18 protein-coding genes are annotated in these 24,269 nt (G+C 45.0%); 7 read left to right on the top strand and 11 right to left on the bottom strand.

Annotated features, from left to right (window positions below):
• Positions 1-6: 6 nt before the first annotated feature.
• From xdhC to xdhA, 3 genes are read right to left on the bottom strand one after another with little or no spacing between them, the layout of a single operon-like run.
• Complete coding sequence (gene xdhC, locus ACYTPF_RS02250) at positions 7-909, bottom strand: xanthine dehydrogenase accessory protein XdhC (protein WP_461851054.1); 903 nt, start codon at positions 907-909, stop codon at positions 7-9.
• Positions 906-3,296, bottom strand: a complete 2,391-nt coding sequence (xdhB, locus tag ACYTPF_RS02245) for a xanthine dehydrogenase molybdopterin binding subunit (protein WP_461851053.1) — start codon at positions 3,294-3,296, stop codon at positions 906-908. Before xdhB ends, xdhC begins: the two co-directional genes overlap by 4 nt.
• Positions 3,289-4,734: a xanthine dehydrogenase small subunit gene (gene xdhA, locus ACYTPF_RS02240; protein WP_461851052.1), complete on the bottom strand. Its 1,446-nt coding sequence runs from the start codon at positions 4,732-4,734 to the stop codon at positions 3,289-3,291. The genes xdhB and xdhA overlap by 8 nt, the downstream gene beginning before the upstream one ends.
• 417 nt (positions 4,735-5,151) lie before the next feature.
• Between xdhA and ACYTPF_RS02235 the strand changes: the two genes are divergently transcribed.
• The 3 genes from ACYTPF_RS02235 to ACYTPF_RS02225 all read left to right on the top strand — a co-directional run bounded on the left by ACYTPF_RS02235 (position 5,152) and on the right by ACYTPF_RS02225 (position 7,082).
• Complete coding sequence (locus tag ACYTPF_RS02235; RefSeq protein ID WP_179983025.1) at positions 5,152-5,796, top strand: TetR/AcrR family transcriptional regulator; 645 nt, start codon at positions 5,152-5,154, stop codon at positions 5,794-5,796.
• A 1-nt stretch (position 5,797) separates the two neighbouring features.
• Positions 5,798-6,727 (top strand): allantoinase PuuE, encoded by a 930-nt coding sequence (gene puuE, locus ACYTPF_RS02230; RefSeq protein WP_461851051.1) that lies wholly within the window; start codon positions 5,798-5,800, stop codon positions 6,725-6,727.
• A gap of 97 nt (positions 6,728-6,824) precedes the next feature.
• A complete protein-coding gene (locus tag ACYTPF_RS02225) occupies positions 6,825-7,082 on the top strand; it encodes a DUF3862 domain-containing protein (protein ID WP_461851050.1) in 258 nt (85 codons plus the stop codon).
• Between the two features lie 111 nt (positions 7,083-7,193).
• Here the strand turns inward: ACYTPF_RS02225 and ACYTPF_RS02220 are convergent, their stop codons facing one another.
• A complete protein-coding gene (locus tag ACYTPF_RS02220) occupies positions 7,194-8,525 on the bottom strand; it encodes an NCS2 family permease (RefSeq protein WP_179983028.1) in 1,332 nt (443 codons plus the stop codon).
• A 324-nt stretch (positions 8,526-8,849) separates the two neighbouring features.
• Between ACYTPF_RS02220 and ACYTPF_RS02215 the strand changes: the two genes are divergently transcribed.
• On the top strand, positions 8,850-9,851 hold the full coding sequence (locus ACYTPF_RS02215; protein ID WP_461851049.1) for an adenosine deaminase: 1,002 nt from the start codon (positions 8,850-8,852) through the stop codon (positions 9,849-9,851).
• Positions 9,852-9,923: 72 nt separating this feature from the next.
• Here ACYTPF_RS02215 and ACYTPF_RS02210 read toward each other — a convergent pair whose 3' ends face one another.
• Entirely contained in the window at positions 9,924-10,286 is a 363-nt protein-coding gene (locus ACYTPF_RS02210; protein ID WP_461851048.1) for an Hpt domain-containing protein, read from the bottom strand.
• A gap of 187 nt (positions 10,287-10,473) precedes the next feature.
• Between ACYTPF_RS02210 and ACYTPF_RS02205 the strand changes: the two genes are divergently transcribed.
• The 3 genes from ACYTPF_RS02205 to ACYTPF_RS02195 all read left to right on the top strand — a co-directional run bounded on the left by ACYTPF_RS02205 (position 10,474) and on the right by ACYTPF_RS02195 (position 15,858).
• Positions 10,474-12,579: a two-component system response regulator gene (locus ACYTPF_RS02205; protein ID WP_461851047.1), complete on the top strand. Its 2,106-nt coding sequence runs from the start codon at positions 10,474-10,476 to the stop codon at positions 12,577-12,579.
• Positions 12,580-12,782: 203 nt separating this feature from the next.
• Positions 12,783-13,703 carry a diguanylate cyclase gene (locus ACYTPF_RS02200; RefSeq protein WP_461851046.1) on the top strand — a complete coding sequence of 307 codons (921 nt, stop codon included), beginning with the start codon at positions 12,783-12,785 and terminating at the stop codon, positions 13,701-13,703.
• A gap of 151 nt (positions 13,704-13,854) precedes the next feature.
• Positions 13,855-15,858, top strand: coding sequence for a hybrid sensor histidine kinase/response regulator (locus ACYTPF_RS02195; RefSeq protein ID WP_461851045.1), 2,004 nt, complete (start codon positions 13,855-13,857; stop codon positions 15,856-15,858).
• Positions 15,859-16,046: 188 nt separating this feature from the next.
• Here ACYTPF_RS02195 and ACYTPF_RS02190 read toward each other — a convergent pair whose 3' ends face one another.
• The 6 genes from ACYTPF_RS02190 to ACYTPF_RS02165 form a co-directional block, all read right to left on the bottom strand.
• The gene (locus ACYTPF_RS02190) at positions 16,047-18,437 is read right to left on the bottom strand and encodes a TonB-dependent siderophore receptor (protein ID WP_179983034.1); all 2,391 of its coding nucleotides are present in this window, start codon (positions 18,435-18,437) and stop codon (positions 16,047-16,049) included.
• Between the two features lie 243 nt (positions 18,438-18,680).
• Positions 18,681-20,234 carry a uracil-xanthine permease family protein gene (locus ACYTPF_RS02185; protein WP_461851044.1) on the bottom strand — a complete coding sequence of 518 codons (1,554 nt, stop codon included), beginning with the start codon at positions 20,232-20,234 and terminating at the stop codon, positions 18,681-18,683.
• Between the two features lie 218 nt (positions 20,235-20,452).
• Complete coding sequence (locus tag ACYTPF_RS02180) at positions 20,453-20,818, bottom strand: AraC family ligand binding domain-containing protein (protein ID WP_179983035.1); 366 nt, start codon at positions 20,816-20,818, stop codon at positions 20,453-20,455.
• Between the two features lie 36 nt (positions 20,819-20,854).
• On the bottom strand, positions 20,855-22,099 hold the full coding sequence (locus tag ACYTPF_RS02175; RefSeq protein WP_269916317.1) for an allantoate amidohydrolase: 1,245 nt from the start codon (positions 22,097-22,099) through the stop codon (positions 20,855-20,857).
• Positions 22,092-23,360, bottom strand: coding sequence for a pyridoxal-phosphate-dependent aminotransferase family protein (locus ACYTPF_RS02170; protein WP_461851043.1), 1,269 nt, complete (start codon positions 23,358-23,360; stop codon positions 22,092-22,094). The genes ACYTPF_RS02175 and ACYTPF_RS02170 overlap by 8 nt, the downstream gene beginning before the upstream one ends.
• A 10-nt stretch (positions 23,361-23,370) precedes the next feature.
• Positions 23,371-24,189, bottom strand: coding sequence for a sulfite exporter TauE/SafE family protein (locus ACYTPF_RS02165; protein WP_179983038.1), 819 nt, complete (start codon positions 24,187-24,189; stop codon positions 23,371-23,373).
• Positions 24,190-24,269: the final 80 nt, after the last annotated feature.

Below are 24,269 nucleotides of genomic sequence, written 5' to 3'. Positions count from 1 at the left end.
TTATATTTACACCACTTTAGCAGGGTGCTTGGTATGTTCACCCGTACATGCGTCAGTATTTGTTTCAGCGCTTTTTACTGAAGCCGCTACTGCGTGGTTTGCATGAAGACGTTCAATGATTTGCGCTGATATAGAAACAGCAACTTCAATAGGGCGCTTTCCAGGAATATCTCGATTGCCAATAGGCGTGAACAGCCTTGCTAGCGCAGTGTCGTCAAACCCGCGCTGGGTAAGTTTAGTAATAAAACGCTTTGCTTTAGTGTCTGAACCTATTAATCCAACAAAAGGCAGGGAAGGCTGCTTTAATGCTTGCTCGGTAATACGGTAGTCCAATTGGTGGTCGTGAGTGAGTATTATCAACCAGCTGTTCTCATCGAGGTGTCTTACCTCACTCTCAGGCGCTTCTTCCACCACCTTTTGTACATTGGCAGGTAGCGATGATGGGAACAAATCTTCTCGATTGTCTATCCACGAAATTCGCACTGGCATTTGAGCCAAAATTGGCACCAGCGCTTTTGCTACATGGCCTGCGCCGAAGATAGCAATGTGCTGCTGATGAACATTACACACATCAAACAATACCTTTACTGCACCGCCGCAGCATTGCCCTAAAGAACTGCTTAACGGGTAGCTGTGTAGTTCAGTGCATACTTCGCCTTTAGCAAGGTATGCTCGGGCGCGGGCAATAGCATCAAATTCAAGGTGTCCGCCACCAATGGTATCAATACTGTGTGAAGCGGTGACCACCATTTTACTGCCCGGCTCACGGGGAGTGGAGCCCGCGGTTCCTACAACGGTAACTAAAACATAGCCCTCATTACGCTCTTGGCACTCGGCTATTGCCTCGTGCCAATGCGTCGCGCGAAATGATGGGGCTGCGCGTAATGATTGCCCTGCTACGCGAGTCATACAGCAGCACCCCGGATATCGGCTTGTTGGTCTGCTTGCTGAGCTGCTTGTTGGATTGCAGCGACAGCATTTAAAACGCGTTCGGGGGTGGCTGGCGTATCTAGCTGCGGATCAGCAGTGTAGCCAGATAGGCTAGATATTGCGTCTTTTAAAGCACACCATACTGAAATCGCTAGCATAAACGGTGGCTCACCCACGGCTTTTGAATGGTAGATGCTGTCTTCAGCGTTTTCTCTACCAAAAAGCTTCACGTTAAACTCCTTAGGCGTATCGCCAATGGCAGGAATTTTATAGGTCGCCATGTTTTCACTTATCAGCTTGCCTGCCTCATTCCATTTTAAGTCTTCTGTGGTAAGCCAGCCCATACCTTGGATAAAGGCGCCTTCAATTTGGCCAATATCAATTGCAGGGTTAAGGCTATTGCCCACATCATGAATAACGTTAACTTTATCTACCGTGTATTCGCCAGTCAGCGTATCTACCGAGACTTCGCTCATTGAGACGCCGTAAGCAAAGTAGAAAAACGGGCGGCCTTCACCTGTATCACGGTTGTACTGTAATTTAGGCGTTTTATAAAAACCGCTTGAAGACAGCGACACACGATCAAAATAGGCTTGTTGAACCAGCTCTGTAAAAGCAATGCTGTTTTCGTCTAGTACAACATGTTGATTGATAAACTTCACATCACCAGCGCGGCCCTCTAGACCTAAACTTTTAGCGTAGCATTCAGCCAAACGGGTTTTTAAAGTAATACACGCGTTTTGTACGGCTTTTCCGTTCAAGTCAGTACCACTTGATGCCGCTGTCGGCGAAGTGTTTGGCACTTTATCCGTACGCGTAGCGGTGACTTCAATCATATCCAAATCTAGCCCAAACTCATTGGCTGCGATCTGGCCTATTTTAGTGTGTAGGCCCTGGCCCATTTCTGTGCCACCGTGGTTTACCTGAATACTACCATCGGTATAAATGTGCACTAAAGCGCCAGCTTGATTTAAGTGCTTTGCGGTAAATGAAATACCAAATTTAACCGGCGTTAGCGCCAGACCCTTCTTGATAACCGGGCTTTCGCGGTTAAACGCTGCGATCGCGTCCCGGCGCTGCCAATACTGCGCACTTTCTTCTAACTCGGCAATCATATCAGGTAATAGGTTGTGCTCTACCTTCATGCCATATGGAGTAAAACTACCGGTTGTCGGGCCGTATAAATTACGCTTCCTCACCGATAGCGGGTCGCTGCCGATAGCCCGTGCAATTTTGTCAATCATGGCTTCGGCCATAATCATGCCTTGCGGGCCGCCAAATCCACGGTAAGCGGTGTGCGATACCATATTGGTCTGCAGTCTGTGACCAACAATATCGCTATCGCCTAGGAAGTAGCCGTTATCGGCGTGGAACATGGCCCTATCTACAATAGCATCTGACAAGTCAGGAGAGTGCCCACAAATGCCATTAATGGTCATGCGAGTCGCTTCAATTTTACCTGTTTCGTCAAATGCCACATCAAATTCATTTTCAAACGGGTGGCGTTTACCCGTAACGTGCATATCGGTGAAGCGCGGCAAACGAAGCTTAACGGCGCACTGATTGCGTGAAGCGAGCAGGGCAGCGATACAAGCCCATTGTGCGGCTTGGGTTTCTTTACCGCCAAAACCGCCGCCCATACGCCTCATGTCTACCATTACGCGGTGCAATTTAACATCTAGCACTTCTGCAACTAGCTTTTGCACTTCACTTGGATGCTGACTAGAGGTGTAGATTTTCATGCGATCTTCTTCATCGGGGATCGCAAGGCTCACTTGGCCTTCTAGGTACATGTGCTCCTGACCGCCAATGCTTAGCGAACCATGTGCTTGGTACTTAGCTTTTTCAATAGTGCTGTCGACGCGGGCTGCATGTTGGCCAAATCTATGTAATGGACGAACGAATGTTTGCTGCTGGTGGGCGGCTTCAGCATCAAGTACAGGTGTAACTGCGTCTACTTCTATTTTACCCTTTAGCGCAGCTTGTCGGGCAAGATTTACTGAAGTGGCAAGTACCGCAAACACCGGTTGACCGAAGAACTTGATTTGGCCGTTTGCAAGTAGTGGGTCGCCTTCAAACACAGGGCCAATATCTTTATGGCCAGGTACGTCATCAATGGTGATGACATCAACGACGCCTTCGCTTTGGCGCACGGCGTCAAGATCTACAGAGCTGATAGTACCTTTGGCGCACTGGCTTACACCGACTGCCCCATAAAGCGTACCTTGAGGTTCAACAACGTCATCAACGTAGTTGGCGCTACCTTGTACCTGACGTGTCGCACTTTCGTGCTTTTTAGAAACGTGAACAACACCTTGTTCGCCGTTTGTTTCTAAAGGATTTGGAGCATCAATTAATTTACGCATGCTGCACCACCCGAGTTTCAATATGGTTAACTGTTTGGTTTTCTAACCAGAAGCGGTGCCACAAGTTAGCTAACACGGTTTTGCGATATTGTGCTGTTGCGCGTACGTCATCAATAGGCGCAAACGCATCAAATAAGATTTGCTTGCCTAGGGTTAAGCATTCTTTGCTCGCGAACTGTTTACCTTTCAGAGCATTTTCCAATGCTTCGCAGGTTGACGGCACAGCAGCCACACCACCAAAGCCACTGGTAATCGCCTGAACCTTGCCTTTTTCTAAGGTAACGTTAAACACTGCACATACCGCCGATATGTCATCTTCAAAACGTTTTGATATTTTATATGCGGCCAGTGCTTGATTAGGCTGTTTAAGCGGTATTTCTATTGCGCTTATCCATTCATCATTAGCGAGTGTCGTTTCGCGATAACCCGTGAAGAAAGTGCTAATTGGGATAGTGCGAACATGCTCTCCATTATCCAAATGCAGCATGGCGTTCAGCGCAAGTAGTAAAGGAGGCATATCACCAATAGGTGATGCGTTGGCGACATTCCCACCAATTGTGGCCTGGTTGCGAATAGGCAAAGACGCAAAGCGCGTTACCAGTTCAGCTACTTGTGGAAATGCGTTTAGTAAAAGCGGTGCTGCATCATTGAGCGGTACAGCTGCACCAATAATAAGAGAATGCTCGTTTTTGGTGCATTGTTTTAGTGCATCGATATGCGTAACGCTGATTAGTGTTTCTACGTTCTTTAACTGTTGGGTGAACTGCAAACTTAGATCAGTGCTGCCTGCTACTAACTGTGCGTTAGGGTTCGCCTTAATAAGCGCTTTTAATTCTTCTCGCGAGGTTGGCGTATGTATATTGCCGGTACCAGAAGGCTTCTCACCTGACAAAGAAAGCAATGTCGCAAGAGTCTGATCTTGGCGCTTGGAAAACTTATCATCAGGTGCTTGCTCGCATACCGCAAGCGTGGCATCGATTATAGGGCGGTATCCAGTACAGCGGCACAGGTTACCAGATAAAGCATTCAACACATGGTCGCGATTAGGCTTTGAATTGCTATGGTACAAAGCGAACATCGACATGATAAACCCTGGTGTACAAAAACCGCATTGTGAACCATGGTGTTCGACTAGCGCCTGCTGCACGGGATGTAAGTGTTTACCATCGCTTAAATGTTCTACGAACAATAGCTGCTTACCGTGAACTGCGCTCATCAGCGTGATACAACTATTCACGGTTCGGTAGTTAAGTTTTGTGGCGCTATTAGATGATGCGGGTTCCACGAGTACAACCGTGCAAGCACCACAGTCGCCTGCCGCACAGCCTTCTTTAGTGCCTGTTTTCTTGCGATGTTCCCGGATAAACTGTAGAAGGGTGAGGTCGGCTCGCGCTTCATTCAACTCAACAACATCGTTATTTATTAGAAAGCGAATCATACTCACACCTTCTTGTTATATTCATTCTTGTATTCATTAATATAGCTGTATTTTTCTAAGAAAAGTAGACCATTTGGTCAATTTATTGCTTATAAAAAATGGCCGCGTTATAAAAGGCCATGATTTTGTGCAGATTTATTGGAAAGTTATGTAACGCCTTTCCACGTTTTCTTTAACAAGCAATGCATCATTGTGTAAAAAGAATAAGGCAAGATTCGTGCTAGGTTTTAAGTTAAATGCACAATAAATACTTTCTGAATAGCTCATTTCATTAGTGAGGGGCGCAGATAGTGGGTAACTCTGAACTTTAAGAGCATAGCAACACCTTGGCAATAAATGCTAACCTATCGAAAAGGCATGCAGCATTTATCCTGCCTGTACGCTTGCAAAGTAGATTGCAAAGGAATTTAGATAATAATGATGAAGGTAAAAAGTGCTGACGCAGGTGTTGGCGCTATGAATAGAAGAAAAATACTCCAAGCCGCAGAAAAGTGTTTTGCGCAGTTTGGTTTTAAAGGTACGGCGGTACAGAAGATTGCTGATGAAGCAGGGCTTCCAAAAACCAACGTTTTGTATTATTTCAAAACGAAACAAGAACTTTACGTAGCAGTATTAGAAGAGACGCTTTCACTATGGAATTCGCGTTTTGACAAAGCAACGGTAGAAGATGACCCCGCCGAAGTGCTCGCCAATTATATAGCAGAAAAAATGGAAGTCTCACGCACTCACCCGATGGCTTCAAAGATTTTTGCCATGGAAATTATTAACGGGGCGCAGAATCTAAGCGGATACTTCGATGAAGAGCACGCACTATGGATGAAAGGTCGTCTCGCGGTTATCGAAGCGTGGATAAATGCGGGTAAGCTGCCCCCCGTTGAAGGCGAATACTTGCTTTATACCATTTGGGCCAGCACCCAACACTATGCAGATTTTTCAGCGCAAATTACCCGACTACGGGGTAAGAAAATGACAAAAGCAGATTTTGAAGACGCTACAAAACAAGTGGTTAAGCTTGTGCTAGGCGGCTGCGGTCTTGCGGTACCCGAAAGTTTCGAGGTGTAGTATGACAGAATCTGTTTATCCTCGTGATCTTATTGGCTACGGTGAACATGTTCCCCATGCGAACTGGCCGAACAACGCTAAAATAGCCATTCAGTTCGTCTTGAACTACGAAGAGGGTGGCGAGAACTGTGTACTACATGGTGATGAAGCATCCGAAATATTCTTATCTGAGATTATCGGCGCGCAGGCTTACAAAGATCGCCACCTGAGTATGGAGTCAATTTACGAATATGGCAGTCGCGCAGGCTTTTGGCGTTTACACCGCTTACTCAATAAGTACGACATCCCCGTGACTGTATTTGGCGTTACCATGGCCATGCAGCGGCATCCTGACGCTGTTAAAGCCATGATGGATTCAGGCTGGGAAATAGCCAGCCACGCCATGCGCTGGGTGCACTATCAAGATATGAGTGAAGATGATGAGCGCAAACAAATCGACGAGGCGATTATTCTTCACGAGCAGTTAACGGGTAAGAAGCCCGTAGGATGGTACACAGGAAGAACGAGTCCTAATACGCTTAAACTAATAGCAGAGCGTGACGATATTTTATATTGTGCCGATTCTTACGCTGACGATTTGCCATATTACGACTGCCATTACAGCAAGCCGCTACTTATGGTGCCTTACACGTTAGACACGAACGATATGCGCTTTGCTACGCCGCAAGGTTTTAACAGTGGTGAACAGTTCTTTACCTATTTAAAAGACGCGTTTGACGTACTGTACGAGGAAGGGGAAGAGGCGCCTAAAATGCTTTCAATTGGTCTACACAATCGCATTATAGGTCGACCTGCAAGGCTTGCTGCGCTTAAGCGTTTTATCGAGTACGTGAAATCACATGACAAAGTGTGGTTAGCCACGCGAGAACAGATTGCGCGTCACTGGGTAGCCACTCATCCTAAAGACGGTAGTGACAAGGTGCGTTCATAGCGTTTACAGTACGCCCATTGTAATAGACATAAAGTAAGGTGGAAGATAAGGGGGCCAATAGGTTGCTTTTACTTCTATTTGGATAAAGGATAACACCATGAAATCAAAATTAGCCATCATTGCTTTAGGTGCACTAGCACTGACCGCATGTTCAAAACTAACCAAAGAAAACTATGACAAGTTAGAGATGGGCATGTCTCAAGACGAAGTTGAAGCTATTTTAGGTTCCGCTGACAATTGCGCTAAAACAATGGGCACTATGGCGTGTACATGGGGCGCTGAAGACAGTAAACATGTGAAAATCGTGTTTATGGGTGATAAAGCAGTTACCTTCACATACGACGGTTTAAAGTAAACCAATAGCTTGTTTACATTGCTCAATAAAAAAGAAAGGTGGCATTTAAGCCACCTTTTTTGTATCTAACGCAAGTCGTTGCGCACAAGATCACTCGCACGCACCGCTAGATTATTTTAAATCTAGTAAGTATCTAAGTAAGAAAACGATAGCTAATGCATAAGTAAGTGGGGTCACTTCCTTAAATTTACCGGTACCCACCTTAATACCCACATAGGTAATGAAACCAAGGGCAATGCCTTCACTAATACTGAAGGTAAGTGGCATAGCGATAAGTGCAACAGACGCAGTAGCCAAAGCCCCTAAGTCATCGAAATCTACATGTCGAATCGAATCCATCATTAAAATGCCTACCATTAGCAGTGCTGGGGTAGTGGCCATTAGCGGAATGACTTTCATTAACGGTGTGAGGAAAAGCGACAATAAAAAGCATACAGACACTACCACAGCGGTGAGGCCGGTTCTCCCTCCAGACGATACGCCAGTGGCGGACTCAACATAGCTTGTTACTGGCGATGTGCCTACCATTGCGCCAGCAATACTTGCAGATGCGTCGGCAGTCATAGCTGACCCTATTTTAGGTAGCTTACCTTCAGGGGTTAGTAAATTAGCCTTGCGAGATACGCCTATCAATGTGCCTATAGTGTCGAACATGTTCACGAACATAAGCGCGAAAATAAGGTCCCATGTCTCGGCGATATGGTCGATAGGGTACCAGAAGTCCATTGCCATAAACGTGTTCGACATAGATTCAGGCATACCTACAACAGCAGATGGTGTGGCAGTTAACGTTCCGCTTTCGGTAGGGATAAAAGCACCGATTAAAGTAAGGGTAACAATTGAAATTAATATAGCGCCGGTAACGCGTTTAACCATAAGAACTATAGTAAAAATAATACCAACAAGAGCAAGCATGACTGCCGGCTCAGAAAGGTCACCTAGCTGAACAAAGGTCGCAGGGTTATCAACAATAAGACCTGCATTTTTAAGTCCGATAAAGGCAATAAATAAGCCTATACCGCACTGAACACCAATCTTGAGGGAGGGCGGGATAGATTCAGCTATTTTGGTTCGCACGCCGGTGAGAGAGAGTATTAAGAAGAGAATGCCGTTCCAAAACACAATGCCTAGAGCAGCTTCCCATGGAATTTCACGGCCAAGACAGATAGTAAAAGCAAAAAAAGCGTTTAAACCCATACCCGGTGCCAGTGCAATAGGGTAGTTGGTCATCAGGGCCATCATTAATGTGCCAATGCAGGCCGCGACTGCTGTCACTGTAATTAGACCTTCCACCGGCATACCGCTAAGACCCAAAATACCTGGGTTTACCACAAGGATATAAGACATAGCCGCAAACGTAGTAAGACCTGCAATGATCTCAGTTCTTACAGTTGTACCGTGCTCCTGCAGCTTAAATAGCCGTTCAATAACGTTGTTGGACATTTAGAGTTCTCTGTTTGTGTTTTATGTAGTGTTTTGTGCGTTTGAAAGCAATAAACTGACCAATTAGTCAACTTGTTGGTGTGTTTTGTGCTAACTTACATTTCAGTACAATGATTAAATAACAATCATTGCGTGACTCAAGGTCACTAGCTAGGCAGCACAAAGCCAGCCAAACGGTTAGTAAACAACATAGATGATGTTAAGAAAACCGCAAACAAAAACCTAAATGAGCAATAGAACTCGTTTACAGATAGCATTAAAGATAAACTATTACGCACCAATTAAATGCTATTGCATTATTATGGTGCAAATAAGTGAGGGGCCATGTCGCTGTCATCAATAATTAAAAACATACCAAAGGCCGAACTGCATCTGCATATAGAAGGTAGCTTAACGCCTGAACTAATGTGGCGCCTAGCTGAAAAGCACAGTGTATCACTTCCTTACGCAAGCGTGGAAGAGATTGAAGCCGCTTATAATTTCAAAGATTTACAAAGCTTTCTTGACCTCTATTACGCTGGGGCAGGAGTATTAAGAGATGAAGATGATTTCTTTACGCTGATGTGGGAATACTTATCTCGGTGCGCTGAAGAAAATATCGTTCATACAGAAATCATGTTTGACCCTCAAACCCATACTGAGCGGGGTATAGGTTTTGATGTGTTTATGCCTGGCTTTTTACGTGCTATACAAAAAGCAGAAAGCGAATTTGGCATCAGTAGCTACCTAATCATGTCTTTCCTAAGACATTTGCCGGAAAGCGAAGCTTTCGAAACACTAGAAGCAGCAAAGCCTTACTATCAGCACATTACGGCAGTGGGCCTCGATAGTTCTGAACTAGGGCACCCCCCGTCTAAATTCGAGCGGGTTTTCAAAAAAGCGAAGTCTCTAGGCTTTAAGATTGTTGCTCATGCAGGGGAAGAAGGGCCGGCATCTTATATTTGGGAAGCGATTGAATTACTTGACGTAGACCGCATTGATCATGGCGTACGCTGTCAGGAAGATCAGGCGCTAATGGCGCTTCTAAAAGAAAAGCAAATACCGCTTACCGTATGTCCTTTGAGTAATTTAAAGCTATGTGTGATTGACGATATGAAAGAGCACAATATCGTGCAGCTGCTAGATGCAGGCTTATTAGTAACGGTTAATTCAGACGATCCCACTTATTTTGGTGGTTTTTTGAATGAAAACTTTGAAGCGCTTCATACGTCGCTAAACATAGATGAGGATACGATTCGCATGCTGGCCGCAAACAGTTTTAAGGCAAGTTTCTTACCCGAAGAAAAGAAAAACGCATTTATTAAGCAAGTAACTGGGGCTATGTAAGCGACTTGCAAAAGCAAGACTTAAAAACTAGCGCGAGCTTATCAATGGAAGTCTCAATAAGCTCGCTTCGCCTTAAGATTGCATAATGGTAAGCGTTTGTTGGACTAAGACATCTAGTTCTTCTATATCTGTAGCTATCTCAGTTAAATCACCTTGCTTGGCTTTATTTTCAATAGATGACGCTTTTTCTCGAATGGCATCAGCCCCTACATCCCCTGATACCCCCTTCATTGCATGACTTGAAAATTTAACTGCATCCACGTCTAACTCAGTTGCGGCCTTTTTTAGGGCTTCTTGTTTCTGTGTTATTTGAGCTAAAAACATTTCCACAATGCGGTTTAGTAATCCTTCGTTACCCCCGAGCCTGCTTAACGCAGCATCTTTATTCCATAATTGTTCTTTTGGAAGCGCCTTATGCGTATGTAACGTATCCATTCTTATCACCAAGCAATTAGTACAGGGTTTAATAGTATATTAATTGTGCGTCACCTAAAGTATTGCAGTCAATGAGTTATCCTTTTTGATGCGCTTTTAGTATCTGAATTAGACTAAAGGTTAATGTTTTTTTGCGTATGTCGGACGATACTACATAAGGAGTTTATAATGTAGTGTGGTATTTCTCATGGAATATGAGACACAGAAAGTAGTCATCATTGACGATGAACCAACAACCCTGACGTTATTGCGAAATGCAGTAGAGTCTTTAGCAGAAGTGGTTACGGTCTCTCAAAGCGCGACAGCATTCTCTATCATACAGTCACATCAGCCTGACTTGATAGTCTTAGATATAAGCATGCCTGAACTCTCTGGCTTTGATGTGTGTAAGCAACTCAAAGCATGTTCAAGTACCGCTTCAATTCCTGTTATCTTCGTTACCTCTCATAGCGACGCTGAAAACGAACACAGCGCTTTGTCGCTCGGTGCGATAGACTTTATCTCAAAGCCTATCGATATAGAAATGTGTCGAATGAGGGTCAGGAACCATCTCACGCTTCAATCTCAAAAAGACTTATTGAAGAAAGTTAACCAAGAGCTCGAGGCGGAAAAAAAACAACTAGCCATAACGCTGAAATCTATAGCTGACGGCGTAGTTTCAATTAACGCTGCGGGGGATATAACATTTATAAACCCCGTGGCACAAAGGCTTACCGGGTATAGTGTGCAGGATGCTTTAGGCAAGCCTATTGATGAAGTAATGAATCTGCGCGATGCATCAAGCCGTGAACCACTGTTAAACCCCGCTCTTTACGCGCTAGAGGTGAAACGCCCAGTGGCAATGTCGTATAACGCAACCCTTGTCAGTAAGCACAAGCAAATTTTTAGGGTTGAAGATACTGCATCTCCAATTGTGGACGATGAAGGTAATATTAACGGGGCAGTTATGGTTTTTCAGGATGTCTCTGAAGCCGTAGAAATGGCGGTGAAGATGACGCACTTAACCAACCATGATCAGCTTACAGGTTTGCCTAACCGTGTGTTACTTCACGACCGCATCGTCCAAGCTATAGCGCGAAGCTTTACGAGTAAGCAAAGCGTCGCGCTACTGCTAATAGACATCGATAACTTTAAATATCTCAACGATAGCCTAGGGCATCAGGTCGGTGATTTTGTCATATCGACGGTAGCAAAGCGGCTTGCAGACACGCTAGGGCACAGCGCGACCCTGGCACGTGTAGGCGGTGACGAGTTTGCTTGTCTTTTATCAGATATAGGCTCTGGGTTTAGTGCAGATAGTATTGCCATGGCTTGTTTGCAGGCAGGTAGAGTACCTATAGAGATAGATGGAAAGTCTCATAGATTGAGCCTAAGCATAGGAATAAGCCTGTACCCACAGGATGCAGTGAACGCAGAGGAAATGATGCGCCATGCTGACTCCGCAATGTATCGGTCGAAATCAAAAGGCAAAGACACGTTCAGCTTTTTCTCAAAAGACTTACAGCATGCTATGCATCACAGGGTCGAAATGGAGATTAAGCTTAGACAGGCAATTGAAAACAACAGTTTAGCGATCTATCTTCAGCCAAAATACGACTTTAATAGCGATGAAGTATTCAGCGCTGAAAGTTTAGTTAGAATGTTCGATGAAAACGGTAATGTAATAGGACCAGATGAATTCATTCCCCTCGCCGAAGAGACAGGTCTGATACACCAACTCGGTAAACAGGTGCTTCAGAAAAGCTGTGAGTTCATTGCTCGTTGTAATGAACAAGGTAAGCAATTCAAAGTGGCGGTTAACGTTGCGGCCAAACAGCTAGCAAACCCAGGATTTGCGGATGAAGTAGCAGAAATTATTCATGTAACGGGCATTGAGGCCAGTTCAATAGAGCTTGAAGTGACAGAGTCGGCGCTCATGCACGACTTTGAGCAAACACGTGATATCCTCAATAAGCTAACGTCGTTGGGTGTTACTTTAGCTCTTGATGATTTTGGAACGGGTTATTCAAGTTTATCTTATCTGCGTCAGTTCCCTCTGAACGTACTAAAAATAGACCGGTCCTTTGTTATTGATATGGATAAGGAGCAGCAAGCTCACGATATTGTCACTGCTATCGTACATTTAGCTTTAAGCTTGGAGCTAACCATTGTAGCCGAGGGCATTGAAACCCAATCACACTTCAATGGATTAAAAGCACTGGGCTGTCATCAGGGGCAAGGCTATTTTATGTGTCGTCCCATAGCCATTAACGATTTTTTGGCACAATTTATTGGCAATGAAGAAGTCGCCTGATTGAAGGCGTCTATCTTATCTCTTTCCATTCATCGCTTGTTAGGTGTTTTTCCTAATACCTATAGCGTATCTAAAGTTAACCTTTTCAATATACATCTCCCTTTTAGATGTTAGACTGTATAGCATTGCTATAGTTAATAAAAAAGCCATATATTACAATGCTAAAGCGCTTCTAGCGCTTGCAGCTCGCATTAGAAAAAACAATGGACAAAAAAGAAATTAAACCCTACTCACAGTGCAATGTACTTATTGTCGACGACGAGCCAATGAGTCGAATGCTATTACAGTCAATACTTGAAGCCGAGTTTCATTGCACAACGGTCGAATCAGGCAGCGCTGCTATTTCCTACTGTGCCGAATCGCTACCCGATCTGGTTTTACTCGACATGAACATGCCTGATATAAGTGGTCTTGAGGTGTGTGCAACACTAAAAGCGACTCCTGAAACCAAAGATATTCCAGTTATATTCGTCACGTCTACCATGGATATTGAAAGTGAAAACGCGTGCTGGGAAGTAGGTGCATCTGATTTTGTTATGAAACCAGTAAACGCGTCAACGCTAACTCACCGAGTAAAAACACACCTTCAAAACAAGCTGCGCACCGAGTTTCTTGAAATGATGACGTTTCACGACCAGCTTACTGGCCTTTACAATAGAATGTACCTGACCAAGGAAATTCCTTTATTGATTAAGCAAGTAGCCAGAGACAAGGGCTCGGTAGGGGCAATAATGCTCGACATCGATTACTTCAAACTCTTTAACGATACCTATGGACACCTTGAAGGTGACTTGTGTCTTCAAAAAGTGGCGGAGATAGTCTCTGATACAGTGAAACGACCCAAAGATGCTGTGATACGTTTTGGCGGTGAAGAGTTTTTAGTTGTTCTTCCTTACAACGACCATAATGGCACCAAGCTTGTGGCAAACCAATTAGTAGATGCGGTAGCCGAAGCGAAAATTCCTCACGGCAAAGGCATTGAAAACCGGGTCTCTATCAGCGCAGGTTTTGCGGTTTGGAAAGCCGCGGAAGTTGCACAGGACAACCTTGCGGCCCTAATTGAAGACGCTGACGTGTCCTTGTTTGAAGCTAAAGAATTAGGTCGAAATCAAGCAAAAGGTTAAGCATAGGTAAGGCTGTAAACTATCCTATTGTTTAATGTCGCAAGTGTTGCTTGCACGCTATCATCAAATGTAATGGCGTACTATTCCCAAATTTTGTGATAGCAGCGGATAGTACCACTCTGGTACACGTTTGAGGCTTAGGTAAAGAGCAATGGTTTATTTCGACGAGCAATCGAGTTTGAATGTGAAGCTGGAAGAGCAGCTAAAAGCATCGCTTACTCGGTTATTACAGCGTGGTTGTGACTCACTTGGGATATTCCAAGCACTGCTTTTGCATCTCGAAGAGGACACCGTCAACATACTAGTCAAAGCGTCATCCGCTTACCCTCCCAGTTTTAAATCTATTCCCTCCTTCGCAAGCTGCACGTCATTGGACAATTTTTTTCCCATAAGCAGTGCTAAGAGTTCTCTGGCATTTAAGCAGTGGTTTACGACCTATTTCAGCGCGGAAAAATACATTAGGGGCCAGGTACACAAGCTTGATGGAGGACACGTTTGTTTAGTGTTCATTAATGCATGTCCTGACCAACCAGGTAACTTGGATAAAGTGGCGTTGCTCGACGAGTGGTTGGCCGTTACTTTGGACAAATTTCATATAGAAAAGGCTGAATCAACGCAAAACACGCTGTACGAAAAACTACAAAACGTTGCTAATGTTGGTACGTGGGAAGTCGACCTTATTACCAACGAGTTAACCTGGTCATCTCAAACTCGCTGTATTCATGAAGTGGACGATAGCTACATGCCTACGCTAGATACGGCAATCAGCTTCTATAAAGAAGGGTTTGATAGAAATGAAATAAGCCGTATCGTTTCTCACACAATCGAGACCGGTGAGCCATGGAGCGCAACCCTCGAACTTATCACTGCAAAAGGTAATTCGGTGTGGATAGAAACCCACGGTATGGCAGAGATGAAGCATGGGAAGTGCATTCGTTTGTTTGGGACGTGTCAAAACGTGAATAAATCGGTTCAGCTTAGGTTAGAGTTGGATGCGAGACGCAAAGAGGCAGAAGCCGCGTCTAAAGAGCGTGGGATGTTGCTATCTAGAATTAGCCACGAGCTAAAAACGCCCTTGAACGGCATCACCGGCATGCTTCAGGCTATAAAGTTTGAAACAAAAGACAACGTAAGAATTAGAAAAGCTGACATTGCGCTACACAGCGCCGATCGTTTGTTATCGCTTATAAACGATGTGCTTGATTATACATCAATTATCAACGGGGAATTTAGCCTAAAACACAGCGATTTTTGCGTTCGCTCCTTGTGCGAAGACATTGTAGATGTGTTTAAAACTAAATGTGCTGAAAAAGGCGTGCGGCTTTACGCTGTGCTGTCTTTTGACGAAAAGACCTATGTACATGGCGACGCCGCAAGAATAAGTCAGGTAATAACCAATTTATTGTCGAATGCCGTAAAGTTCACTGCTAAAGGCTATATTTCAGTGCATGTTACGCTAAAACATCAAGGCGAGGTCCCCATTCTACTTGCTTCAGTTGAAGACACTGGCGTGGGCATGAGCAATGATATCCTGTCACGGATATTTACACCGTTTCAGAATGATACCGGCAGTGCGTCAGAAGAGCTAAACGGCAACGGGTTAGGCCTATCTATAGTAAACCAACTCGTTGACAAGATGGGTGGTGAGCTTGAAGTGCGCTCAAATGTGGGTAAGGGAACCTGTTTTGACGTGGCTATTCCCATTGAAATGGCGTCGTTAGATGAAAAAGTCACTGGCGATGTAGAATTGTCCTCTGAGCTTTTGAGTGTACCTTTAAACATATTAGTAGTTGACGATAACGACATAAACCGCCTTGTCTTAGGGTCTATGCTAGAGAAGTTTAATTACTTACCTGATGAAGCGGAAAACGGAGAAGTCGCAGTACAAATGGCTAGAGCCAAAAAGTACGATATCATCTTTATGGATTGTGCTATGCCGGTATTAGATGGCGTAAGTGCAACGAAAATAATACTGCAAGAAAATCTAATGCCTAAACATGGCCGAATTATTGCGGTTACCGCCAACACGACAGCCGAGGATAAAGCTAGCTGCAGTGAGGCGGGCATGCAGGACTTTCTGGCCAAGCCCGTAGTGCAAAATGATGTAACGTTACAGCTTAAGATAGCGCTAGACGCAAAATCAGTAGCAGCTTAAGGGCTTTTGGCTATATAAGCTGCATTTTGACGGCGAATAGTCTTCTCCATCGGTAAAAACATAAGATACTCCTAAAAAAAGAGCCCAGGTTTCAAAAAAAACTGAGCTCTTTAGTGAATGTGATGCAGTGAATTAAAGTCGCACTTCTATCTTGGATAGAAGTGCGACAACACCACAACTAAGCATACTTAGAATGAATAAGTAAATTTAGCATTCCAGTGACGCGGTAGTTCAGGTAGAACGATTTGGCTACCGAACAGATCAGGGAAGTTAGAACGGAAGTAATCTTCATCAGTTAAGTTCTTAACTGTTAGATTAACGCTCCAATCTTCTGCCTGATAAGAAAGGCCAGCATTAACCAAAGTGTAAGAAGGTAGTGTAACTGCGCCTGAGAAGCCAGAAGCCACTTCGTCAGCATTTACAACACTTACACTAGCCGCATAGCCATTTAGGAAATCGTAAGTAGCGGTTAAACCATACGTATTTTCTGGTATGCCCGCTTTGATTGCCCCTTCATTACTATATGCAGTGTTACCAACAGGTGTTCCGCCAAAGAAAATAGATGGGTCGTCAATGTTTGCAAAATCCTCAGCACCGAAGAAACCAAATTGGAAACCAGCGCCATCAAGCACGGTTAAGTTAGTTACTTCAATGTTGGTGTAAACAGCAGTAAGTACCAATTGCTCGTTTACTACCCAGCGAAGTTCAAATTCAGTACCTTCATTTAATGTTGTGTTATTCGTAACGGTAGACTGTGCATTAATATCGGTACGCTCTTGCTCGTAGATTGATAAAGCTACATATAGGCTATCGTCCAAAAATGAGCCTTTAACACCGTATTCGAAAAGCTCAGAGGTATCAAAGTATCCACCAGGGATGTTTTCCACATCGATGTTCGCGCCTTGACCCGCAACAATAGTCGCTTGTTCAGCAACGGTAATGTAGGGGATTAAACCGAAATCTGTTTTGTATGAAACACTCGCATTCCACGAAATACCATCTTCTTTATCTTCAGCGGTCACATCTTCATCGCCACCAAACAGCGTAATGCCTCCTGGTGTTGTACTTTCAACATCTACCGAGTCGTAGCGCAGCCCTAATACAATATTTAATCCATTTTCCCAAGTAAGGTCGGTCATTGCGGCTATACCTAAGTTAAGGTAATTACCTACATCATAGTTCGAGTAGCCGAAGCCTGCGCGGGTGGCAAGTAAACGTCTATCTAAAGCCGTTGAAGGGCCGGTTAGGTCGCGACGATCGAAATACTCATTTATGAAGTCGTCACCACTTTCAAAGTCTGTGTATCGAATTGATGGAGAGAACTGGAACTGAGCAAGTAGGCTATCGTTTTCATATTCGGTAGCAAATACGACCTTGTCTTCTATCACATAAGCATCGTGAAACTGCGAGAAACCATAGGCATTTTCGTTAAGATTTTCATAACTTTCATAGAAGAACTGATTCTTTACTTCCCAGTCATCTGCAAAATAAATCATATCGAAATAAAACGTTGTGACTTCATTTTCTAGCACGTCGTCTGCAGCAATTAGGGTTTGATCACGACCTAGCTGAGCAGTACCCACATCGACCAAAGCCATGGAATCGCCGAAGCTCGAACCGTCTTCTGTCAAAGGGTCAATACCGTCGACAAAAAGATTGCCAGCGAAGTATTCGAAGTGACTAATGCTACCATCGCCATCAGCGTCTAGTGGTTTTGCGTTACCAGTGATGTAGGTGCCATTATCAATTAAATCCTGTGTAACGCGGTTCCAGCCAGCGTTTTGGTTACCATCGTACTTGTGATACATACCGCCAAATTCGATACTCAAATTATCAGTCAAGTCCATATCAAATGCGGCTTGAACTACGGTTTGGTCAGTTTCACTATTGCGATAGTAAGAGTCAGAGTTCTCTTGCTCAGCATAGATATAATAGCCAAGATCTTTACCGGCTAGCTTGCCCGGCCCACCGACTTCGGCGGTAAGGATATTCTTATCCCAAGAGCCTGTGGTATAAGAAAATTGACCGGTAGGGTTATCTAGATATTGGCCTCTACCTACTTTTGCTGATTTAGGGTTGAAGTTAAGGTATCCGCCTATTTTAGCTGGGCCATAAATAGGAGAGGCGGGTCCACGAACAATATCTACACTACTAGAGGCGCCAATTGGCGTTGGGTAGTTGCCAGGGTTATCTAAACGGCGAACCCCTCTAAAGTAAACTTCACCCGGGGTACCACGTACGTCAAGTGAGCCTGCAACACCAAAGAAAGACTGGGTGAACGTACCTGGCGCAAATGCTACTAATTCATCAATATCAGAAACGTTAAAACGCTCCATTTGCTCTTGAGAAATAGTGGATGCTGAGCGCGGTGTTTCAAGAATAGATTTACCAAAGCCAAATACCGACTCGACGTCTTGACCGGGCAAGCTGCCTAGCGACCCAGTTACCTGAATCTTTTCGACATCTTTTTCTTGTACCTCTGTCTCTTCTTGAGCAAATGCTTGAGATGACAATGCTACCGCCGTTGTCATCGCTAAGGCTTTTGCTAGAGGAGATAATGCGAATGTAGTGTTTTTCATGGTTTCCTCATTATTTTTAGTTGCCCTTTTTTAGGGCTTTATCAACGCACTATTTCTATTGCGCCTTGCTGTATGCAAGAGGTTTAGCAGGATGAGTGCCAACTTCCTAACCAGTTGGTCAACTTTTAACCTGCTCTTAAGTTGCTGAATTATATGGATTTAAAAATATAATGTTGTTCTTATATTGTTATCATTGTGTTAACGAATAAGGTTTTTCTTATTTTTGCACCTTCGCAGTGATTTCTACCGTGGTTTTGCACTATAAAGAGCAGGGCGCAGCACTTGGCGCTGCTTTATACCTAATATCGCTTTATGGGGTGAAGTTGCTGAGTTGCTGCGATTCTCTTTAGTACGCTTTTTTACCTCAGGGGGAGCGGTTTTGACCGAGTCGTCCAAAGCTTCACTCGCATTACTTTCTGTAAGTTGATTGACGGTGGTTGCCAAAGCTTCTGACTTATCACTAGCGCCTTTTTTCCCGGGTAACGTTAAATCTAAAATAACCGCCGTAAGTCCTGCTGACGTAACAGGGGAAAGAAGAATATTTTCAAGCCAGTTAGGTAGTTCGGCCAAGGCTTCGGGTACCATCATCACCCCAATTGCCATACCAAGGGCACAAGCCGTAACTAAACTGCTGCGTCTATCCAACGCATAGCTGGCAAGAAGTTTAAGGCCGCCTACTGCAACCATGGCAAACATCACTAATGTTGCGCCGCCCAAAACAGGCTTAGGGATAGCCTGCAACACACCACCAACAATTGGAAAGCAGCCAATAAGAACAAACAGAGCAGCAACAAAGAAGCCCACTTTGCGACTTGCGATACCAGTTAGCTGAATAACTCCATTATTTTGACCAAAGGTAGTGTTCGGAAACGTGTTAAACATACCGGCCAGTAGCGAATTTACGCCGTCGCCTAAAATACCGCCCTTTACTCGGGCTAAGTAAACCGGGCCGCTCACCGGTTGCTTGCAGAAAAGGCTATTGGCCGTTAGATCGCCCGCGGTTTCTATAGCACTGAATAAGTAAATTAGCGCAATAGGTAAAAACAGATTGATATCAAATGAGATGCCAAATGCAAACGGCGTAGGAATAGCGACAATAGATAAAGAGGCAAGGCCGCTAAAATCAAGACCTTTTGTAAACCCAACATAAGTTGCACCAATGGCCATGCCAATAAAAATAGCACTCAAGCGTAGCCAGTGATTGTGAGATGCGTTTAAAAATACAATAACAAGCAACACGCCAAGACCTACCGCTAGGTTGTCAGTACTCGCAAAGTCCGCAGCATGAAAACCGCCTGCAAGGTCGGTCATGCCCACGTTAATTAAGCTAAGCCCTATGGCCGTGATCACAATGCCCGTAGTTAAAGGGGTAATGATGCGTTTAAGTTTATCTACAAATAGACTGAACACTACCTCAACAAGCGCACCTGCCATGGTGAGGCCAAACAACAGTGCTAAGATATCTTCGGGCGTACCGCCATTTGCTTTAACTTGGTTTCCCGCCAGAATTAGCGCACTAATAAACGCAAAGCTGGTACCTTGAATGGCTACCAACCCGCTACCTACCGGCCCAATACGCTTTGTTTGTATTGCAGTACCTAGGCCACTAACAAACAGTGCCATGCTGATAAGGTAAGGTGTATATTCGGTAAGACCTAGTGTTGATGTGACAATGAGTGTTGGTGTAATAACGCCAACAAAGCTGGCTAATAAGTGCTGGAACGCCGCGGTAAGAGAAGGAAGAAATGCCGGGCTATCGTGAAGGTCGTAAAGTAATTCGCTGTGATTTGAAGACATGAGCAATATTTCTTAATAACAGTTGCTCAATGACTGCAAGATATTGACCAATTGGTCTGCTCGTGATGGCTGTTGTATCACACTGTTTTTAATAGTTAATTTTTGATTCTTATATCTTGATGGATAAGAGGGATGAATGGATAAGCCCCAATTTGGTGCTTAAACAAAAAAATGCGCTAAATTAGCGCATTTTTTCAAGAAAGATTTGAAGGTTTAATTTAAAGCGTAACGCCTTCATCTAGCGTGACAAAAATTGAGTGACGTACTTCATTGTACATCGCGCGAGAGCAGTGACCTTCACCCTCGGTATCTTCTAACAGTAGTACATCGCCCGCACCAAATACATGGCGCTCTCCGTTTGATACTGTAAATTCGGCACGACCTTTTATAATGAAAAGAAGTTGTCGTGCAGGGGCAGGGTGCCATTTGAAGTCATAGTCGGCAGGTGTCTCGCGAAAGATAATTTTATCTGCACCAAATTTCTCTGAAAGCATACCGATAGGACCGCCGTCTTTTAGCGCTATTTCGACCTCGCCAAAGTGGCTTTTGCCCGCTTCATCGTTGTAAATCCTTGTTATTTTCATTATCGACCCTTGTTTAAGACTGTACTGATTTGAACATTACGCGTGCTTAAGTTTGCTTATGGTTTTGTAAAGCACCGACAAACTGGCAGCCACATCCTCATGGGTAATAGACTCAGCTGGGTGATGGCTTATGCCACCCTTACAGCGTGTGAATAGCATGGCTACAGGGCAAATATCTGCAATAGCCATAGCATCATGACCCGCTCCTGAAGCAAGAATTCGTGGTGCTATACCGCTTTCTTGAACACCGCGAACAAGTGCTTGCTTTAACTGACTATCGCAATGTACCGCAGGCGCACTATGGGTTTGCTCGCGGGTGAGAGTTAACTGCCTAGCTTGCGCAATGTCATCAAATTTTTGCAATATTTCTGCCAATACTGAATCGCGTAAATCATCATCCTCGCTTCTAATATCAAGGGAGAATCGCGTGCGCCCAGATATTACGTTTACGCCGTTCGGCGCATTCTCAATTTTACCTACGGTGGCCACAACCCCCGGGCGTTGTAAGCTTATGCTTTCTACCGCTAGTAACATTTCTGCACTTGCGCATAGGGCGTCACGACGCATAGACATAGGCACAGTACCGGCGTGTCCAGCCATTCCTTCTACGGTAAAGTTAAAACGCTTGGCACCTGCAATAGCACTTACGACACCTACAGGCAGGTTTTCTTGTTCTAAAACAGGGCCTTGTTCAATATGAAGCTCTAAATAGCCCAGAATGTCAGTGGGGGAAATAGCCGCGCTGTTAACCGCATCGAAACTAAGCCCAAAGTTAGCCATGGCTTGTTCTAGGCTTACACCGTTTTCATCTTTTAAGTGACGCCACTGCTCTTGCCATTTGCCGGTTAGTGCACGGCTACCTAATAGCGTGGTGCCAAAACGCGTGCCTTCTTCATCACAAAAGCCCACAATATCGATGTGGAACGGGAACTTAGTTTGTGTGCCGTCAAACATAGCAACCATTGAGATAGCAGCAACTACGCCCAGCATTCCGTCGTACTTTCCGCCGTTGGGCACGGTGTCGAGATGACTTCCTAGAATTAATCGCGGCGCATTGGGCACACTGGAGGTATAGCGCCCCCAAATGTTGCCAACGGCATCTTGCCATGTAGTCATGCCCGCCTCAATCATCCAGCCAGAGGCCAGTTGGTTGGCAAGCTTGTGCTGCTCGGTTAAATAGCGTCTGTCTAGGCAAGTGGGGTCTTGGCTTAAGGTGCCTAACGTTTCGCACCTTGCCATAACCTGGGTCGCTAGTTCAGTAAATTCTACGAATTCACCCATTCGCAACTCCCGTTGCTTTAGCCTCAGCATAAACGCTAAGCGCAGCGTCTACCCCTTTACCCGAAGGCAGCGCAACCCCTTGCATGCGAAGTACGGTTTCAAGCGACTGGAGTGTATGCAGTACGGCATCTTCTCTGGCGTTGTACCCCATTGTACCAATGCGCCAAATCTTACCTTTTAAAGGCCCAAAGCTGGTGCCGATTTCAATATTGAATCGCAGCAGTAGGGTTTCGCGTACTTCTTCACCGTGAACACCATCGGGAATATGAACACCAACCACGTTGTACATTTTGTGCTTAAGATTGCCGAATGGTTTAAGCCCCATTGCCTGTATACCGGCAAGCATGGCGTCACCAGCCACTTTATGACGCGCAATAACGTTTTGCTGACCTTCCTCTAAATGCACACGCGCACATTCCCGAGCGCAATAAAGCATAGTGGCCGCTTCGGTATGGTGGTTTAAGCGCTCTTCGCCCCAATAATCCATGATCATAGGTAAATCGAAGTAGTTAGAGCGAATTTTAGGGCCGCGCGCCGCCTCGTGATGGGCATCGCGAATACCGGCTTCAACGTGATGACGAGTACGTACGGTTTTAACAAACTTGTCGCTAAGGGTAATAGGCGCACTGCCTGACGGACCACCCAAACACTTTTGAAGGCCAACCGATACCGCGTCTAATTTCCATGCATCAACATCCAGTGGGTTTCCACCTACTGACGCGGTTGCATCGCAGTAAAACAAGACGTCATTCGCCTCACAAATGGCGCCAATATGCTCAAGCGGTTGAAGCATTGTGGTAGAGGTATCGCCTTGTACAATGGCAAGAAGCTTGGGCTTCACCTCTTTTACCGCCGCTTCTATTTGCTCAGGCGTAAATACTTCACCCCAAGGCACTTCAATGGTGTGTACTTCAGCGTCGGCACGCTCTGCAATTTCAGCAAGTAAATGGCCGAAGCGCCCGAAGATAGGCACAAGGACTTTGTCGCCTGGCTCTATTGCCGAGACCAAAACCGCTTCGATACCCGCGCGCGATGTACCGTCGACCAAAAAGGTTTGCTGGTTTTGGGTATTAAACACATCGCGATAAAGCTGCATTGTCTCATTCATATAGCCTGTCATTACCGGGTCGTACTGGCCTACTAATTGAGTAGACATCGCGCTTAACACACGTGGGTAGCAGTTAATAGGGCCAGGGCCCATTAACAAACGAGGTGGAGGATTAAGTGGCGCGAAAGTTCCTGTAGACGCTTCTTTAGACATGTGGGCACTCCTAGATAAGCACTTGCGCTAGCATGCGCAAGCCAGTGATGATGAGAACAACGGCGAAGATTTTTTTAAGTAAACCAGCGTCTAGCTTGTTGGCAATGGTCGCGCCGACTGGTGCAAATAAAACCGTTAGCGGAACAATGCACGCAAAACCTAGCAAGTTTACATAGCCGTATGTTGCGAAGGGGGCGTCAGCAGGTGTGGTTCCTACGAATAACAACGTAAGTGCTGCGGGTAGCGAAATAATTAAGCCTACCGCCGCAGCAGTTCCAACCGCTTTGTGCGCTGGGTAATTACAAAAAGTGAGTGTGGGCACGGTTAGCGTACCGCCGCCAATACCCACCATAGAGCTAAATAAACCAATACACGTTGCCATCACTGATTGACCTGCACGGCCCGGTAGCCCTTTAAATAGCGCATCTTTTTTGCCAATAAGCATATTGATGGCAGATAAGGTTGCGATAACGCCGAACAACAGGGTCAAGAACGTTGGGTTAACCACGGTTACCGCATAGCTTCCCGCAAGTACTCCAATTAAAATAAATACTGCCCATGCTTTTAGCAGCGCAAAGTCAACGTTGCCTTTACTGTGGTGAGCGCGAATAGAGCTAACTGAAGTAGGGACGATAGTCGCAAGCGACGTGGCCGTGGCAATAACCATGGCACTTTCAGGCGACACGCCAAGTGCTTGGAAAAGAAAAAATAGTACCGGCACAATAACAATACCGCCACCTACGCCAAGCATACCTGCTAGTATGCCGGCAAATACGCCCGTTCCCGCGAGCGATAATATAACCGTGAGGTTATCCATTAAAAACTGCATGTGATTTCTATCTCTTTAACAATTGCTATTTAAATACTTTGTATGCGTTAAGCTGTTTGAGAAGCGCCTTTGCAGACGCT

This window comes from Alteromonas sp. HB246098 (assembly GCF_054890645.1).
This window is presented reverse-complemented; position numbering and strand designations above follow the sequence as displayed.

Bases quoted from the DNA above. Each gene is read 5' to 3' on its own strand.
- ACYTPF_RS02200 (WP_461851046.1), top strand. From the start codon at position 12,783: ATGGACAAAAAAGAAATTAAACCCTACTCACAGTGCAATGTACTTATT.
- ACYTPF_RS02165 (WP_179983038.1), bottom strand. From the start codon at position 24,189: ATGCAGTTTTTAATGGATAACCTCACGGTTATATTATCGCTCGCGGGA.
- ACYTPF_RS02205 (WP_461851047.1), top strand. From the start codon at position 10,474: ATGGAATATGAGACACAGAAAGTAGTCATCATTGACGATGAACCAACA.
- ACYTPF_RS02195 (WP_461851045.1), top strand. From the start codon at position 13,855: ATGGTTTATTTCGACGAGCAATCGAGTTTGAATGTGAAGCTGGAAGAG.
- ACYTPF_RS02185 (WP_461851044.1), bottom strand. From the start codon at position 20,234: ATGTCTTCAAATCACAGCGAATTACTTTACGACCTTCACGATAGCCCG.
- ACYTPF_RS02175 (WP_269916317.1), bottom strand. From the start codon at position 22,099: ATGGGTGAATTCGTAGAATTTACTGAACTAGCGACCCAGGTTATGGCA.
- ACYTPF_RS02235 (WP_179983025.1), top strand. From the start codon at position 5,152: ATGATGAAGGTAAAAAGTGCTGACGCAGGTGTTGGCGCTATGAATAGA.
- xdhB (WP_461851053.1), bottom strand. From the start codon at position 3,296: ATGCGTAAATTAATTGATGCTCCAAATCCTTTAGAAACAAACGGCGAA.
- xdhC (WP_461851054.1), bottom strand. From the start codon at position 909: ATGACTCGCGTAGCAGGGCAATCATTACGCGCAGCCCCATCATTTCGC.
- ACYTPF_RS02215 (WP_461851049.1), top strand. From the start codon at position 8,850: ATGTCGCTGTCATCAATAATTAAAAACATACCAAAGGCCGAACTGCAT.
- puuE (WP_461851051.1), top strand. From the start codon at position 5,798: ATGACAGAATCTGTTTATCCTCGTGATCTTATTGGCTACGGTGAACAT.
- ACYTPF_RS02220 (WP_179983028.1), bottom strand. From the start codon at position 8,525: ATGTCCAACAACGTTATTGAACGGCTATTTAAGCTGCAGGAGCACGGT.
- xdhA (WP_461851052.1), bottom strand. From the start codon at position 4,734: ATGATTCGCTTTCTAATAAATAACGATGTTGTTGAGTTGAATGAAGCG.
- ACYTPF_RS02180 (WP_179983035.1), bottom strand. From the start codon at position 20,818: ATGAAAATAACAAGGATTTACAACGATGAAGCGGGCAAAAGCCACTTT.
- ACYTPF_RS02210 (WP_461851048.1), bottom strand. From the start codon at position 10,286: ATGGATACGTTACATACGCATAAGGCGCTTCCAAAAGAACAATTATGG.
- ACYTPF_RS02170 (WP_461851043.1), bottom strand. From the start codon at position 23,360: ATGTCTAAAGAAGCGTCTACAGGAACTTTCGCGCCACTTAATCCTCCA.
- ACYTPF_RS02190 (WP_179983034.1), bottom strand. From the start codon at position 18,437: ATGAAAAACACTACATTCGCATTATCTCCTCTAGCAAAAGCCTTAGCG.
- ACYTPF_RS02225 (WP_461851050.1), top strand. From the start codon at position 6,825: ATGAAATCAAAATTAGCCATCATTGCTTTAGGTGCACTAGCACTGACC.